This window comes from Burkholderia sp. Ap-955, from assembly GCF_011753045.1.
GTDB classification, from domain to species: domain Bacteria; phylum Pseudomonadota; class Gammaproteobacteria; order Burkholderiales; family Burkholderiaceae; genus Burkholderia; species Burkholderia lata_D.
This window is the reverse complement of the sequence record NZ_VWWH01000026.1, coordinates 60593-74825: the sequence shown is the minus strand read 5'-3', so window position 1 is coordinate 74825 and position 14233 is coordinate 60593. Positions and strand designations below refer to the sequence as shown.

Sequence of the window (14233 nt, the reverse complement as noted above, 5' to 3'; positions counted from 1 at the left end):
CGTGCGGCCCGCATCGGTGCGGCGCGAGGAAGCCGCGCTGCGCGACGAGGCGCGCGCGATCGTCGCCGGCTTCGGCGAGCGGCTGACGCCGCGCATCGATCATCCGGCGCACAGCCTGTCGTATGCGAACCGGCGTCGCGTGGAGATCGGCCGCGCGCTCGCGCTGCATCCGCGCCTGCTGCTGCTCGACGAACCGACGGCCGGGATGAACGAGACGGAGACGGCCGAGATGCTGCAACTGATCCAGTCGCTGAAGGCGCGCGGCCTGACGATCCTGCTGATCGAGCACAAGCTCGAACTCGTGATGCGCGTGTCCGACCGCGTGATGGTGCTCGACAACGGCGTGAAGATCGCCGAAGGCGCGCCGCGCGACGTGCGGCACGATCCGCGCGTGATCGAGGCGTACCTCGGCCGCCGGCACGCGGGCGGCGCGCCGGCCGACCGCACGGCACAGGCGGCCGCATGACGGCACTTTCTTCCGGACCCGACACGACCATGACCGACGCGCTGCTGAAACTCGAACACCTGGACACGTTCTACGGGCCGGTGCAGGTGCATTTCGACGTGAACTTCGAAGTGGGCCGCGGGCAGATCGTCAGCCTGCTCGGCGGCAACGCAAGCGGCAAGTCGACGACGATGAAGCTGATTCTCGGGCTGATGCGGCCGCGCCGCGGCGTCGTGCGCTTCGACGGCGACGACGTGACGGCGCTCGCCACGCCGCAGCGCGTGCGGCGCGGGATCGCGGCCGTGCCCGAGGCGCGGCGGCTGTTCGGCGACATGAGCGTGCGCGAGAACCTGCTGATGGGCGCGTACACGCGCGGCGACCGCGCGGCAGTGGCGGAGGACTATGAGCGGGTGCTCGACCTGTTTCCGCGCGTGCGTGAACGGCTGACGCAGCGCGCGGGCACGCTGTCGGGCGGCGAGCAGCAGATGCTCGCGATGGCGCGGGCGCTGATGGCGCGACCGAAGCTGATCTGCATGGACGAGCCGACGATGGGGCTGTCGCCGCTCTATGTCGACAAGGTGCTCGAACTGATCGATGCGATCAACCGGCAAGGGGTGACGGTGTTCATGGTCGAGCAGAATGCGAGCCTAGCGCTGGAGATCGCGCACTACGGGTACGTGCTGCAGACGGGGCGCGTCGTGCTCGAAGGGCCCGCGAAGGCGCTGCTCGACGACGAACGCGTGCGCGATGCGTATCTTGGCGGGGAGGCGATGGCAGTGTAGGGGGCGTAAACCCCACACGCGAGCCATGCGCCTTCATCACTTCTTGCACGATCGCGAGCCCGAGCCCTGTTCCGGTGCGCCGCACGCTGCCGTGTGGCGCGATCCGCACGGACGGTTGCAACGCCGCGTCCCAATGCTCGCGCGGAATGCCGCGGCCGTTGTCGGTGACGATCAGCGTCGCGGCATCGGCACTGCCCGAGGTCGCGACCGATACGGCGAGATCGTATGCATGTCCGAGCAACAGAGCGTTCGACCGCGTTTCCTGTTATCAGGCAGCCGTCCTCACCACGCGAACAGCAGCAGGGTCAGAAGTTCGACGGAAGGCAGCGTGACGACGAGAAACAAAACGATCATCGATCTGTTGCGCTTGTCCGCTACTGCGAATGCGATTGCGAGTACTATCGTTGCGAGCCATCCTGCAAGGCAGTAGAAGGACAATCGTACGACGAGGGACCATTCCCCGGGGCCGTCGAGAAAGTCGATGTCTGCCCAAGCCAGGCGCCTGAGCCAGCCTGCAGTCGCAATCAGCAGCATTTGGACGAGCCCCAGGGTGGCGTAGCGAGTGCTCATTGGTCTGTGCGCTTCGGATAGTGATTTTTCTTCGCCAGCCGCTTTGATTTTTCGAGCACGGCCAATAATTCGGCTGGTGTCACGGGCGTCGGGAGCCAGCGCGGATCGTGGGCGAGAATGCCGATCGATTCAAGTACGTCGGCTACGTTGGACGAGCAACTGTTGTCGAAGACACTATAAGTGCTGGAATGCGGGTGTACGCTTTTGAACGCTCGATCAACGGCGACACGGCGTTCGAGTTCTTTCCGGATCTTCTCTTTTTCAATAGGCGAAAGTCTTACGACCAGGCCGAGGTTATCCCGCCATAAATTTCCACCGGTTCTTATCGAGCCGTTTACCAGCGACACGATGCCACCATGCAGGTAGGTACTCTTGTCGATCTTGACGTATTCTTCATGGGCGCGGCTATACACGATTCCGTCAATTTCGATTGCCACGTGACCCCATTGAGAACCTCGGCTGCGCAAGCGTGAATCGCTGACGATCACTTCGATGCTTGTCGTGTCGGCGATCACCTTCTTGATGGTTTTGTCCGTGGTTGGCGTAGTCTCTTTAACCGCGATAAGCCGATATTTCACGCCTTCTGGAGAAATGTGCGTGCGATTCCCCATGGTCATCCCGCTATGTATAGTTTGATTTGTTCCGACTGCTTTCCGGATTCGATCTGGTGTGTGCGTCCGAACTGATCTGTTGTGCCATACACGAGACTGCCATTTTCGAACTGCATGGCATACGCGGTATGAGGCAGCATCACTCCGGTTGGATCGTAGAGCACGAATCGGTCATCAAATGATTCCGTGCCCACGAAAGACGGCTTTGCCTCCGTGGAGGCTGCCGTGTCCGCGAGATCCGCTGGGCGTCGGGTCGATTGCAGAAAAATACCAGGGTTGCTTCCGACAAGGACGCGGTTATCCCCGCAAGGACACATCACGATGTCTCCGTCGACGACGACATTGCGTCCATTTTCCGAAATACCCTTCCCGGTAGCGACTATCTTGAATGCACCTCTGCAAGTGCCGCAGGTTGCTTTTTCTCCATCCAGCGCAACCTTTTTTTTACCATCATAGATGGTGGAGGCGTGAGCGATGACCGACCCGCGAGTGGTAGTCGGATCGCCGTCACGTACGGCAGCCTTACGCATGATCAAACCTCGGTGTCGTCAATGTTGAGACAGTGGCGCTGTGTTTGAGCATTGGTTACGCGCTCATTCGGCAACGCAAAGTGGCGTCAACATGATGGCGGTTGGAAACGGCGACACGCAATAAGACAGATTCGAATATTTGGTTCAGATGGCCATGATTTCAGACTAGTTTAGGGAATCGTCGGGAGCATTGTCCGAAATCGGGCGTAGCATTGCAGTGCTGTTGGATCACTTCAGACGCGTGTACGTTTGGGCGATCCACCCGCATTTGCGCCGCCATCTAATCCCGTACCACGCGGAAACGTCAACACCACCGCGAACCCGCCCGCCTCGGGAAACGCGAACCCGACGCGCCCGCCGTGCGCCTTCATCACTTCCTGCACGATCGCGAGCCCGAGGCCCGACCCCGTGCGCCGCTCGCTGCCGTCTGGCGCGATTCGCACGAACGGTTGCAGCGCGGCATCCCAGTGCTCGCGCGGAATCCCGCGGCCGTTGTCGGTGACGGTCAGCGTCACGGCATCGTCTGCGTTGCCTTGCGTCGCGATCGACACGACGATATCGTCCGCATGACCGTGCAGCAGCGCGTTGTGCAGCACGTTCGACAGCGCTTCCTGCAGGCTGATCGCGTCGCCGTCGATCCACGCGAGCGGCGCGTCGCTCGCGAACGCGACGGCGACATCGCGCTCGCCCGCGAGCGGAATCGTGCGGCCCAGCACCTCTTTCGCGAGCGCGACGAGGTCGACCGGTTGCAACGGCACGGCCTCGGTGCGATGAATCACCATCGCATGATTGAGCAACTGCCCGGTGAGCCGGCCGACGTCCGAAGAGGTCGCGCGCAGTGCATCGAGCCGCGCCGCGTGACGCGCGGGATCGGATTCGCCGTCGAGCAGTTCGATCTGCGCGTCGAGCCGCGCGAGCGGCGTGCGCATCTGATGCGCGGCGTCGGCGATGAAGCGCTGCATCGCGTTGATCCGCTCGGCGAGGCGGCGCATCAGCCCGTTGATCGACCCGATGATCGCGTCGATTTCGCTCGGCGTGTCGACGGCCACCGGCCGCAGGTCGGCCGGGTCGCGCGCGGCGATGATCGTGCCGATCTGCGCGAGCGGGCGCAGGCCGCGCCGGATCGCGAGGCCGCTCGCGCCGATCGCGAGCACGCTCATCAGCAGGATCAGCGTCCATACCTTGATGCTCATGTCGTTCGTCAGCTGCTGGCGCGCATTGGTTGTCTGCGCAACGGTGACGAGCGCCCAGCCCGGCGTGCTTTCCTCGGGCATGTAGCGTGCGATGGTCGCGGTGCGGACCCGGTGCCCCTGGTAGATGGCATTCGCGAACGCGGGGCCCTGCTTCGCGGCGGCGAGCGTCGCGGGGCTCGCGAGATCGTTGTAGCCGGCCACGACGATGCCACGCGAATCGACGACCTTGTAGTAGACGAGGTCGTAGCGCGACAGCGTCGACAGCGCGGCCACCGGAGGATTCAGCGCGAGCACGCCGCCCTGCACGTAGAGGTTTTCCGCGACCTGGATCGATGCGCCCGCAAGCAACTGGTCGTAGGCGCGTTCGGCCGCAACACCTGCGTAGTAGCGCGCGATCGCCGCGAGCGCGAGTGCGCCGGTGGCGACGACGAGCGCGATGAAGAGCAGCGTGCGCCCGAACAGCGTCTTCGGGAACCAGTCAGTGCGCCGCAATCTGATACCCCATCCCGCGCGCGGTACGGATCTCGACCGAGCTGCCCTGCAGCTTCTTGCGCACGCGTGTCACGTATTGCTCGACCGCGTTCGTGGTCGGCTCGTTGCCGAAGCTGAACAGCTGGTTCAGCAGTTCGTCCTTCGAGAAGATCCGCTGCGGGCGGCTCGCGAGGATTTCGAGCAGCGCGAATTCCTGGCGCGACAGCGACAGCGGCTGGCCGTCGAGTTCCGCGAGGCGGCTGCTGCGGTCGATCACGAGGCCGCCGAGCGTCAGCACGTCGTTCGCGTGGCCGCTGTTGCGGCGCAGGAGCGCCTGCACGCGCGCATCGAGCTCGCGGTAGTCGAACGGCTTCACCAGGTAGTCGTCGGCACCGAGGCCGAGGCCGCTTACGCGGTCGTCGATCGCCGAGCGTGCGGTGACGAGCAGCACGGGTGTCGTGCTGCCCGATGCGCGCAGGTGGCGCAGCACCGTGAAGCCGTCCATGCCGGGCAGGTTCGCGTCGAGCACGACGAGGTCGAAGCGCTCGACGCGCAGCAGCCCGTGCGCGGTCGCGCCGTCGGTTTCGAGATCGACGGCATGGCCGAGCCGCGCCAGGCGGCTGCGGATCGCCGCGCCGATTTCGGCATCGTCCTCCACGACGAGAATGCGCATGGTGCCGTTTCGCAGGTGGGTGGGTTAGGGGTTTTCCCGAGGCCGGGATGTCAGCATTTTCTCAGACTCGCTCGATAACCTGTGTCGAGCCGGATGCAGCACGCAAGGACGGCATTATTACCAGAAATATTCAAGGAGACGGCAACATGCAGCATGTCACGTGCACGACGAACGCGCGGCATGGCGCGACGCGGGCCTTCGCGTGGCCGTTTGCCGCCCGTTGCATGGCGGTGCACGCATGACGATGTCGCCGCGCCGCCGCGCATTGATCGCCGCCGGCCTCGGCGTGCTCGCCGCGCCTGCGGTCGTGCGCGCGAAGCCGCGCACGGTGCGGATTTCCAAAGGCTATGGCGTGCTTTACCTGCCGCTGCTCGTGATGGAGAAGCAGCGGCTGTTCGAGCGGCACGCGGCGCGCCACGGCGTGCGCGACGTCACGGTCGACTGGGTGCTGCTCGACGGCGGCAATTCCGTCAACGACGCGATGATGGCCGGCACGCTCGACTTCGCGGGCGCCGGCGCGCCGGGGTTCATCGAGCTGTGGGCACGGGCGCGCGGCATTCCGAACGTCGAGGTGATCGGCATCAGCGGGCTGTCGACCACGTCGCTGTCGCTGAACGCGAACCGGCCGGGCCTCGTGTCGCTGCGCGACTTCACGCCAGCCGACCGGATCGCGGTGCCGGGCATCCGCACGTCGTTGTCGGCGGTCGTGCTGCAGATGGTCGCGAGCCGGCAGCTCGGCCCGAAGCATTTCGCGCAGCTCGATTCGATCACCGTGAACCTGCCGCATCCGCAGGCGATGCAGGCGCTGATCCGCCGCGAGAACGGCGTCACCGCGCACTTCACGTCGCCGCCGTTCTCGACGCTCGAGTTGCGGCAGCCGGGCATTCACCGCGTCGTGAATTCGGTCGAGGTGCTCGGCCCGATGACGCTCGATGTCGTGTTCGCACCGAAGCGGCTCGTCGATACGGAGCCGGCGCTGGCCATCGCGTTTCTCGGCGCGCTCGACGAAGCGAACCGCCTGATCGCGCAGGACCCGCGCGCGGCGGCCGCGCTCTATGCGGCGTCGTCGGGCGTCGGCGTGTCGCACGACGACGTGATGCGGATGCTCGCCGCGCCGGACACGCGCTTCTCGGTGCTGCCGAACCAGCTGATGGACTACGTCGAATTCCTGTACCTCGCCGGCACGATCAAGGCGAAGCCGCGGGCGTGGCACGAGATGTTCGCGCCGATGCTCGACGACTACCGGTCGGGTTGATGCCGCCGAGCCCTTTCATCGACATGCCCCGCGCCCGCGCGATTGTCGCGCGCAGCGCTGATTCAACCGCTATGCAACCGTTTCACGCAAGGAGCTTCAAGTGAACGCCACCGAAACCCTGGACCCCGCGTCCACCGAAGAGCAGCGCATCATGTCGAAGATGGCGCGGCGCCTGCTGCCCATCCTCGTCGTGATGTTCCTGATCGCGTTCATCGACCGGCAGAACGTCGGCTTCGCGAAGCTGCAGATGGTGCACAGCCTCGGCATGACGGAAGCCGCGTTCGGGCTCGCGTCGTCGCTGTTCTTCATCGGCTACCTGCTGTTCGAGGTGCCGAGCACGCTCGCGCTGCATCGCTACGGCGCGCGCGTGTGGCTCGCGCGGATCATGCTGACGTGGGGGCTCATCACCGTGCTGATGGGCTTCACGACGTCGATGCCCGCGTTCTGCGCGTTGCGCTTCGTGCTCGGCATCGCCGAGGCCGGTTTCTATCCGGGCGTGATCTACTACCTGACGCTGTGGTTCCCGCAGAGCTATCGCGCGAAGGTGCTCGGCATCTTCACGCTCGGCAGCGCGCTCGCGAACATGCTCGGCTCGCTGGTCGGCGGCGTGCTGCTGAGCCTGAACGGCGTGTGGGGGCTGGCGGGCTGGCAGTGGGTGTTCGTGGCGACGGGCATCCCGGCGGTGATCGTCGCGGTCGTCGTGTTCCGTGTGCTCCCCGCGTCGGTGCGCGATGCACGCTTCCTCGACGACCGCGAGAAGCAGATCGTCGAGGCCGCGCTCGAACGCGAGAAGCCCGCGCAGGCCGAGCACGGCCAGCCGTGGAAGGCGCTGCTCGATCCGCGCGTGATGCTGTTCGCGGCAACCTACATGCTGATGTCGACGTCGCTGTACGGCGTGACCTACTGGCTGCCGACGCTCGTGAAATCGTTCGGCGTGTCGAGCAGCATGAACGGCTTCCTGAGCATGCTGCCGTGGGCGCTCGCGGTGTTGCTGCTGCTGTGGCTGCCGGCGAAGCTGCGCCGCGCGAAGAGCATCCTGCGCACGATCGCGATCGTCGCGGTGCTCGGTGCGCTCGGTTTCCTGCTGAGCCTCGTGCTGCCGTCGACGCCGCTGCGCTTCATCGCGCTGGTGCTCGGCGGTGCATGCATCCCGCTGCTGTATCCGTGCTTCTGGTCGATGCCGCCGCGCTACTTCACCGGCGCGCGGGCGGCGGCGAGCGTCGCGGCGATCAACTCGATCGGCAACCTCGGCGGCTTCTTCAGCCAGAACCTGATGCCGTTTGCCGGCAAGGTAACGGGCACGGCGTTCGGCCCAATGATCGTGCCGATCGTGTGTCTCGCGCTGCTCGGGATCGGCGCGCTGGTCGCGTGGACGCGGTCGGAGCGGGGGATGGTGGCGGCGCGCGCGTGACGGCGCGCGGCGTTACCGCTTCATCACCTCGTTCCCGACGACCGTGAAGTTGGCTGTGGCGTGCGTGTTCGACAGCAGGTATTTGAGCGCGTGGATGTCGGGGGCGGTCGTCGTGAAGTCGTCGCCGTCGAAGATGAAGTTCCATGTGATGATGCCGCGGCTGGTGCCGGGATTGTCGACACGGATCTCCTTCAGCGACGCGAGCGGATACGCGCGCTCGTGCCAGTCGAACAGGTGTCGCACGTAGAGGTGGTCCGGTGTGACGATCTCGTAGCGCCGCAGGAAGGGCGTCGCGATGACGAGGAGCACCGTCGTGAAGATCAGCCACGAGCGGGCGCCGCGCCACAGGACGGCCCGCGCCGACGGGCGGCCGGGCACCATGACGCGGTAGCGTGCGTAGGTAGGCTGCAGGATGAGCGCCGTGCCGAACCACCACGCGATCGCGATGAACCCGAGCGGCATGTTCATGAACGGCACCGAAAACGCGCCGACGAAGCTCGTCGGAAAATCCAGGAACCGCGCGGTCGACACGAACCCGAGCCCGATGTAGCTGCCGGCCGGATGCGGGATGAATACGGTCGTCGTCAGGGCCTGCAGTGCGAGCAGGATGGGCCAGCACAGCAGCGATACGGCAAGCCAGCCGCCTGCGACCGCGCAGAAGATGAGTGCGTAGCTGCGGAGTGTTTTCATTGTGGCGAAGGGGGGGCGATCGGCTGGCGCATTGGCGCGCAAGGAACGCGGGATGGTGACGGCGAAGGATTGTAGCGCCATGCGGTTGCCGTCACCGGGCGTAGCGCGCAGGGATTGGCGGATGGGGCAGGGGCATTTCACAAGCTGACGGTCTGAACGGCTGACGCTTCACGATCCTGGCCGATCGTCATCAACGCGACGACGACTACCACTGACCGGTCAGCGGCGGGGCATCATTGCGGCACCCGCCTGCAGCATCGTCTTCGCCAGAATCTACCCGTGCGCCCCCCCAACCCCACCATGCGCGACCGTCACCTTCACGGGCGACAGCGGAATCTCCACCTCGACCGTCGTCCCTTCGCCGAGCGTCGTCGCGATCCGCAGCGTGCCGCCGACGAGATACGCGCGCTCGCGTAACCCGACCAGCCCGAACGATCCCGACTTGCGCGGCACGCCGGGATCGAATCCCGCGCCGTCGTCGCGAATCGTCAGTTCGATCGCATTGCTTGCATGCACGAGTTCGACGTTCGCATGCGACGCGGCCGCGTGCCGCGCGACATTCGCGAGCGCTTCCTGCGCGATGCGGAACACCGCCGTCGCGTAAGGCTCGTCGAGCTGCAGCTCGGGCGGCTCGACATGCAGCGTGCATTCGATGCCGTGCCGGTGCCGGAAATCCTCCACGAGCCACTGCATCGCCGCGGCGAAGCCGAGATCGTCGAGCATCAGCGGGCGCAGATCCGATGCGATGCGGCGCGTCGCGGCCACCGCGCCGCGCGCCAGTGAGTGCATCGCCGCGATCTTGCGCGCCAGCTGCGCATCGTCTTGCGGCACGCGGTCGATCAGCCATTCGAGATCGTTCTTCAGCGTCGCGAGCGTCTGCGCGAGTTCGTCGTGAAGCTCACGTGCGATGCGGCGCTGCTCGGCTTCGCGCGCGTTCGCGCTGATCGCGGCGATCTCGCGCAGCTCCTCGCGCGACGCCTGCAGCGCCCGCTCGGCACGCACGCGGTCCTCGACTTCGCGCCGCAGGTCGCGGTTCGACGCACTCAGTTGCGCGGTGCGCGCGGCGACGCGTTGTTCGAGCCGTTCGTTCGCGTCGTTGAGCTGCGCGCTCTTCTGCGCGACGAGCAGATGCTGGTAGCGCGCGCCGGCCAGCGCGCGCACCGTCTGAGCATGCAGCCGGCCGTTCTCGAACAGCATCGCGAACAGCACGACGCCGGACGCGACGAGGCCGTACGCGCGTCCCGCGTAGAAGCCGAGGTCGTAGCGCCCGTGATTCAGCATCGACGACAGCGCGATGTCGAACAGCCACGCGACGAGCACCGTCATCACCCACAGGTCGAGGACGGAATGGCGCCGCCGCCGCTGCCACATCAGCATCAGCGCGACCAGGTTCAGCCCCCAGACGATCGTGATCGCGTTCGTCATCGTCGTGGCCATCCGGTTGCCGTTCATGATGCGCGGCAGCAAGTCGTGGCCGGCGGTCGCGAGCAGCGCGAGCGCGACCGTCGCTCCGCTCGCGGCCGCGATGCACAGCCCGATGGGGATCGCCGCGCGGCGCTGCGGGGCCGGGATCGGGCCCAATGCACGCGACTTCGCGCGCAGCAGTGCATACGCGGCGACTGCCAGCGGAAAGCCGCCGTGCCAGAACAGGTACAGCCAGGCGGTGGTCTGGTCGCCGGCGCCGAGCAGGCCGGTCGGTGCGAACAGCCCGGGAAAGGTCAGCATGTGGGTGCCGGCCATGAAACCCGTGAACAGGTAGCCGCCCGCGAGCACGAGCAGCGGCTTCTCGCGCAGGATCGCGTACTGGCCGAGCAGCAGGCCGGCCGTCACCATGTCGTTGACGACGATCGCCGACTGGTACACGGGAATGAACGCCCAGCCCGGCGCAAGCGGCCTGCCCGCGAACGGCGCAAGCGCGGCGAAGATCACGGCGGAGATGAGCACGGTCGCGAGCGCGAGCCGCCGCTCGCGCCGGCCCGGCGGCAGCGACGACATGAACAGACGCGACGCGTCCGGGTCGTCGTCCGGGGGCGGAAAGCCGAAGGCGGCGGTCATGCGTCGCCGCCCGGGTCGAGTTCGTGGCGCACCGCGTAGCGGACCAGCGCGGCTTCGTGCGGCAGCGCCATCTTCTCGAGGATTCGCGTCTTGTAGGTGCTGACCGTCTTTGCGCTGAGCGCGAGTGCGGTCGCGATCTGCGTGACGGTCTGGCCCGCGACGATGCGGCGCATCACGTCAAGCTCGCGCGAGGACAGCCGTTCGTGCGGCAGCGTCGCGGCCGGTGTGTGCAGCGTGAGCGCGAGGCTCTCGGCCGCCGACGGGCTCACGTAGACGCCGCCCGCGGCCACCTTGCCGACCGCCTCGACGAGCTCGGCAGTCGCGCTGTCCTTCGTCAGGTAGCCGGTTGCGCCGGCCTTGAACGCCCGCGCCGCGTACTGCGCCTCCGCATGCATCGTCAGCACGAGCGTGCGCAGCGACGGCGCGTGGCGTTTCACCAGCCGGATCAGCTCGATGCCGGTCGGCGCGGGCATCGACAGGTCGAGCAGCAGCACGTCGGCGGCGCCGCGCTCGACCAGCGCAAGCGTGGCCGAGCCGTCGCTCGCCTCGCCGACGATTTCGAAACCGCCGGCCGTTTCCAGGATGTAACGCAGTCCGTCCCGCATGACTGCATGATCGTCAGCCAGAATTACCCTGATCATCTAGCGATCCTGTTCGGGATGACTCCGCGCACTGTTGTCCGGTGGTCGCCGCGGCCGTTCTTCTGATCAATATATTCCGCCGAATCCAAAAACGGTACACATCCGGGAAATTTTCGAGATATCCGATCGCGGAATGTGTACTGAAACGAAATAATTACTGGGAAAAGGGTTGCGGCGGAGCCGGCGAGAGTCAGGGTATTCCCTGATTATTATTGAGACGGTGAAGAGGCGGCGCGGCGCGTCGTGAGCCGCCCCGCGAACCGTCGCGATTCGGGACTAAACTGGTGCCCGATGCCACTGCAACCCCCCGAGGAGCCCCGTAATGATCGATCTTGCCGATATCCTGCCGTCCGCGCTGCCCGCCGCCGTCGCATGGGCCGAAGCCGAGGCGGCGCGCGGGATCGCGCAGGGTGCGCCGCTGACGCCTGCGCAGACCGACGACGCGCGCACGGTGGGCGTCGTGCAGCCGGAGCGGATCCGCGTGGTGACCGTCGACCGCATGCCATTCCCCGAGGTGCCGTCGCTCGCCGCGATCGCTCGCGACTCGGGGCTCCTGGCGCCCGGGACGATCGGGCTCACGCTCGGCCATGCGGTGTATGTGCTGCGCGGGCAGGACACGCGCCGCCTGCTGACCCACGAATTCCGCCACGTGCATCAGTACGAGGCCGCCGGCTCGATCGGTGCGTTTCTCGCGCGCTATCTGCAGGAGATCGCGACGGTCGGCTACCACGACGCGCCGCTCGAGGCCGACGCGCGGCAGCACGAGTTCGATTGATCCGTCACGCCGGCGCGACCGCGCGCACCGCCCGATGAACATTCCCCATGCCATCACCGGCCCGGTGTTCGCACACCGGGTCGCTCTGCCGAGGCGCGTGCGATGAGCGACACGATCCACGCATGGATCGGCACGATCGGCGCACATCCGCTGCTCGTGCTCGCGATCGTGTTCATGGCGGCCTGCGCCGAGGCGATCGCGCTGATCGGCACGGTCGTGCCGGCCGGCGCCGTGATGTTCGCGGCCGGTGCGCTGATCGGCGCGGGCGCGCTCGACGCCTGGACGACCATCGGTGTCGCGGCGGTCGGGGCCGTGATCGGCGACGGGATCAGCTATGAACTCGGGCGGCACTATCGCGGCATGATCCGCAACGCATGGGCGCGCTTCGGCTATGCGGCCGCCTTCGCGCGCGGCGAGGAGTTCGTGCTGCGCCATGGCATGAAGAGCATCGTGCTCGCGCGTTTTCTTGCGCCGGTGCGCGCGGTCGTGCCGGTCGTGGTCGGCTGCGCGACGCTGCCGCGCCGGTCGTTCTATCCGGTCAACGTCGTCTCGGCGCTCATCTGGGCGCCCGTGCACGTCGCGCCGGGCATCCTGTTCGGGGCGTCGGCCGCGCTGGCCGCGGCGATCAGCGTGCGGGTCGCCGTGATCCTGCTGGTCGTCGCGGCGCTGGTCGCACTCGTGTGGATCGGCGTGCGGGTCGCATTGCGGCGCGGCTGGCCGCTGCTGCGCCGTGCGCTCGTCGACGGCGTGCACGCATGCGCGCACCGCTGGCCGCGTTTCGGCGCGCGGCTGCACGACGCGATCGCTTACGTGCGCGGCCTGCCGGGTGCGGTGCCGGTGCTCGCGCTGTTGTTCATCGGCTGCGTGTGGCTGTTCGCGGGGATCGTGCAGGATGTCGTCGCGAACGATCCGCTGATGCACGTGGACATCGCGCTGTACGCGTTCCTGCAGCAACTGCGCACGCCACCGGTGGACGCGACGATGCGCGCGCTTGCCGTGCTGCACGGGCACGATACGGGGCTGATCGTCGCGGCGGCGTTTCTCGTCTGGCTGATGATCCACCGTTGCTGGCTGACGGCCGCGTGGTGGCTCGTGACGGTCGGCGTCGCCGTCGTGCTCGTGCCGGTGTTCGGCGCGGGCATACCCGGCGCGACGCCCGCGAGCCTGCCGCCCGGCGCGTTGCACGTGCCGCTGCCCGATGCTGAAGCCGCGTTCGCGATTCTCGCGAGCAGCGGCCTCGGCTGGGTGCTCGCGCAAGACCGGCCCGCGCGGTGGCAAATCCCGGTCGTGACGGCGGTGGTGCTGTGGATCGTGCTCGGCGGCTTCGCGCGGCTGTATGTGGGCGACACGTGGCTGTCGGGCCTGCTGGGCGGCTGGAGTCTCGGGCTCGCCTGGTTCGCGCTGCTGGCCGGCGCCTATGCGTACTGGCGCGTGCGCGAGCACGTGCAGCCGAGGGGCGCGCTCGTTGCGGTGACGGTGGTGCTCGCGACGGCCGGCGTATGGACGGTTCCCGCGCAATGGCAGCTCGACCGCGCGGCGCGCCCGCATGTCGGCGACGTGGTCGCGATGACCGTCGACCAGTGGCTGCGCGGCGGGTGGCAGCGCGTGCCGGTGCGGCGCACCGAGATCGGCGGCGACCGCGAGGAATATCTGCCGCTGCAATGGAGCGCGACGTCGGACACGCTCGACCGGCATCTCGCGCAGGCGGGCTGGCAGCGCGCGGCGCCGTGGTCGCCGGCCACCGCGCTGCGCTGGCTGCTGCCGCAGGCGCCGGCCGATGCGCTGCCGGTGCTGCCGCGCTACACGCACGGCGAAAGCACGCGCCGCGTGTTCGTGCGCGTCGATCCGGGGCAGCCGGAAAGCCGCCTCGTGCTGCGGCTGTGGCGCTATCCGTATGTGTTGCAGGACGCGCTCGGCATGCGGCCGCTGTGGTACGGCGCACTGTATCGCGAGACGCTGCACCGGCCGGCACGGCTGATGACGATCGTGCGCACGACGACGATCGACGATGCGGCGACGATTGCGAAGGCGCTGTCGGTCGAGCCGGCGATCGAGCATCCGCCGGCGGGGATGACGAACGCGCCGGCGGAGACGCTGCTGGTATGGATGGTTCGGCCGTGAGCGGGTGGTG

General features: G+C 67.2%; 14 protein-coding genes and 1 pseudogene. 6 read left to right on the top strand and 9 right to left on the bottom strand.

Annotated elements, in window-relative coordinates; all coding sequences use genetic code 11:
- Together F3J15_RS16720 and F3J15_RS16715 are read left to right on the top strand one after the other, a co-directional pair.
- Positions 1–466 (top strand): ATP-binding cassette domain-containing protein (locus F3J15_RS16720; RefSeq protein ID WP_166892654.1); only part of this gene is annotated, 466 nt, incomplete at its 5' end.
- Entirely contained in the window at positions 463–1227 is a 765-nt protein-coding gene (locus F3J15_RS16715) for an ABC transporter ATP-binding protein (RefSeq protein WP_166892651.1), read from the top strand. The genes F3J15_RS16720 and F3J15_RS16715, both read left to right, overlap by 4 nt.
- Positions 1228–1234: 7 nt before the next feature.
- Here F3J15_RS16715 and F3J15_RS16710 read toward each other — a convergent pair.
- The 6 genes and pseudogenes from F3J15_RS16710 to F3J15_RS16685 all read right to left on the bottom strand — a co-directional run.
- Positions 1235–1477 (bottom strand): annotated as a pseudogene (locus tag F3J15_RS16710) (ATP-binding protein); the annotation flags it as partial.
- 32 nt (positions 1478–1509) lie between these two features.
- Positions 1510–1797, bottom strand: a complete 288-nt coding sequence (locus tag F3J15_RS16705) for a hypothetical protein (protein WP_166892648.1) — start codon at positions 1795–1797, stop codon at positions 1510–1512.
- On the bottom strand, positions 1794–2408 hold the full coding sequence (locus F3J15_RS16700; protein WP_240159312.1) for a hypothetical protein: 615 nt from the start codon (positions 2406–2408) through the stop codon (positions 1794–1796). The genes F3J15_RS16705 and F3J15_RS16700 overlap by 4 nt, the downstream gene beginning before the upstream one ends.
- Positions 2409–2410: 2 nt before the next feature.
- A complete protein-coding gene (locus F3J15_RS16695; protein ID WP_166892646.1) occupies positions 2411–2938 on the bottom strand; it encodes a PAAR domain-containing protein in 528 nt (175 codons plus the stop codon).
- A 233-nt stretch (positions 2939–3171) separates the two neighbouring features.
- Entirely contained in the window at positions 3172–4623 is a 1452-nt protein-coding gene (locus tag F3J15_RS16690) for a sensor histidine kinase (protein ID WP_166892643.1), read from the bottom strand.
- Positions 4610–5275: a response regulator transcription factor gene (locus F3J15_RS16685; RefSeq protein ID WP_069250848.1), complete on the bottom strand. Its 666-nt coding sequence runs from the start codon at positions 5273–5275 to the stop codon at positions 4610–4612. Before F3J15_RS16685 ends, F3J15_RS16690 begins: the two co-directional genes overlap by 14 nt.
- A gap of 238 nt (positions 5276–5513) precedes the next feature.
- Here F3J15_RS16685 and F3J15_RS16680 point away from each other — a divergent pair, with 238 nt between their 5' ends.
- Together F3J15_RS16680 and F3J15_RS16675 are read left to right on the top strand one after the other, a co-directional pair.
- Positions 5514–6530 (top strand): ABC transporter substrate-binding protein, encoded by a 1017-nt coding sequence (locus F3J15_RS16680; RefSeq protein WP_166892640.1) that lies wholly within the window; start codon positions 5514–5516, stop codon positions 6528–6530.
- 100 nt (positions 6531–6630) lie between these two features.
- The gene (locus F3J15_RS16675) at positions 6631–7941 is read left to right on the top strand and encodes an MFS transporter (RefSeq protein WP_166892638.1); all 1311 of its coding nucleotides are present in this window, start codon (positions 6631–6633) and stop codon (positions 7939–7941) included.
- Positions 7942–7953: 12 nt separating this feature from the next.
- Here the strand turns inward: F3J15_RS16675 and F3J15_RS16670 are convergent, their stop codons facing one another.
- From F3J15_RS16670 to F3J15_RS16660, 3 genes are all read right to left on the bottom strand, one after another.
- Entirely contained in the window at positions 7954–8631 is a 678-nt protein-coding gene (locus tag F3J15_RS16670; RefSeq protein WP_166892635.1) for a hypothetical protein, read from the bottom strand.
- Positions 8632–8904: 273 nt separating this feature from the next.
- Positions 8905–10686 (bottom strand): sensor histidine kinase, encoded by a 1782-nt coding sequence (locus F3J15_RS16665; protein WP_166892632.1) that lies wholly within the window; start codon positions 10684–10686, stop codon positions 8905–8907.
- Positions 10683–11327, bottom strand: coding sequence for a response regulator transcription factor (locus F3J15_RS16660; RefSeq protein WP_166892629.1), 645 nt, complete (start codon positions 11325–11327; stop codon positions 10683–10685). Before F3J15_RS16660 ends, F3J15_RS16665 begins: the two co-directional genes overlap by 4 nt.
- A gap of 322 nt (positions 11328–11649) precedes the next feature.
- Here F3J15_RS16660 and F3J15_RS16655 point away from each other — a divergent pair, with 322 nt between their 5' ends.
- On the top strand, positions 11650–12102 hold the full coding sequence (locus F3J15_RS16655) for a hypothetical protein (protein WP_166892626.1): 453 nt from the start codon (positions 11650–11652) through the stop codon (positions 12100–12102).
- A 102-nt stretch (positions 12103–12204) separates the two neighbouring features.
- Positions 12205–14223, top strand: coding sequence for an LssY C-terminal domain-containing protein (locus F3J15_RS16650; RefSeq protein WP_166892623.1), 2019 nt, complete (start codon positions 12205–12207; stop codon positions 14221–14223).
- The last annotated feature ends 10 nt before the right edge of the window (positions 14224–14233 follow it).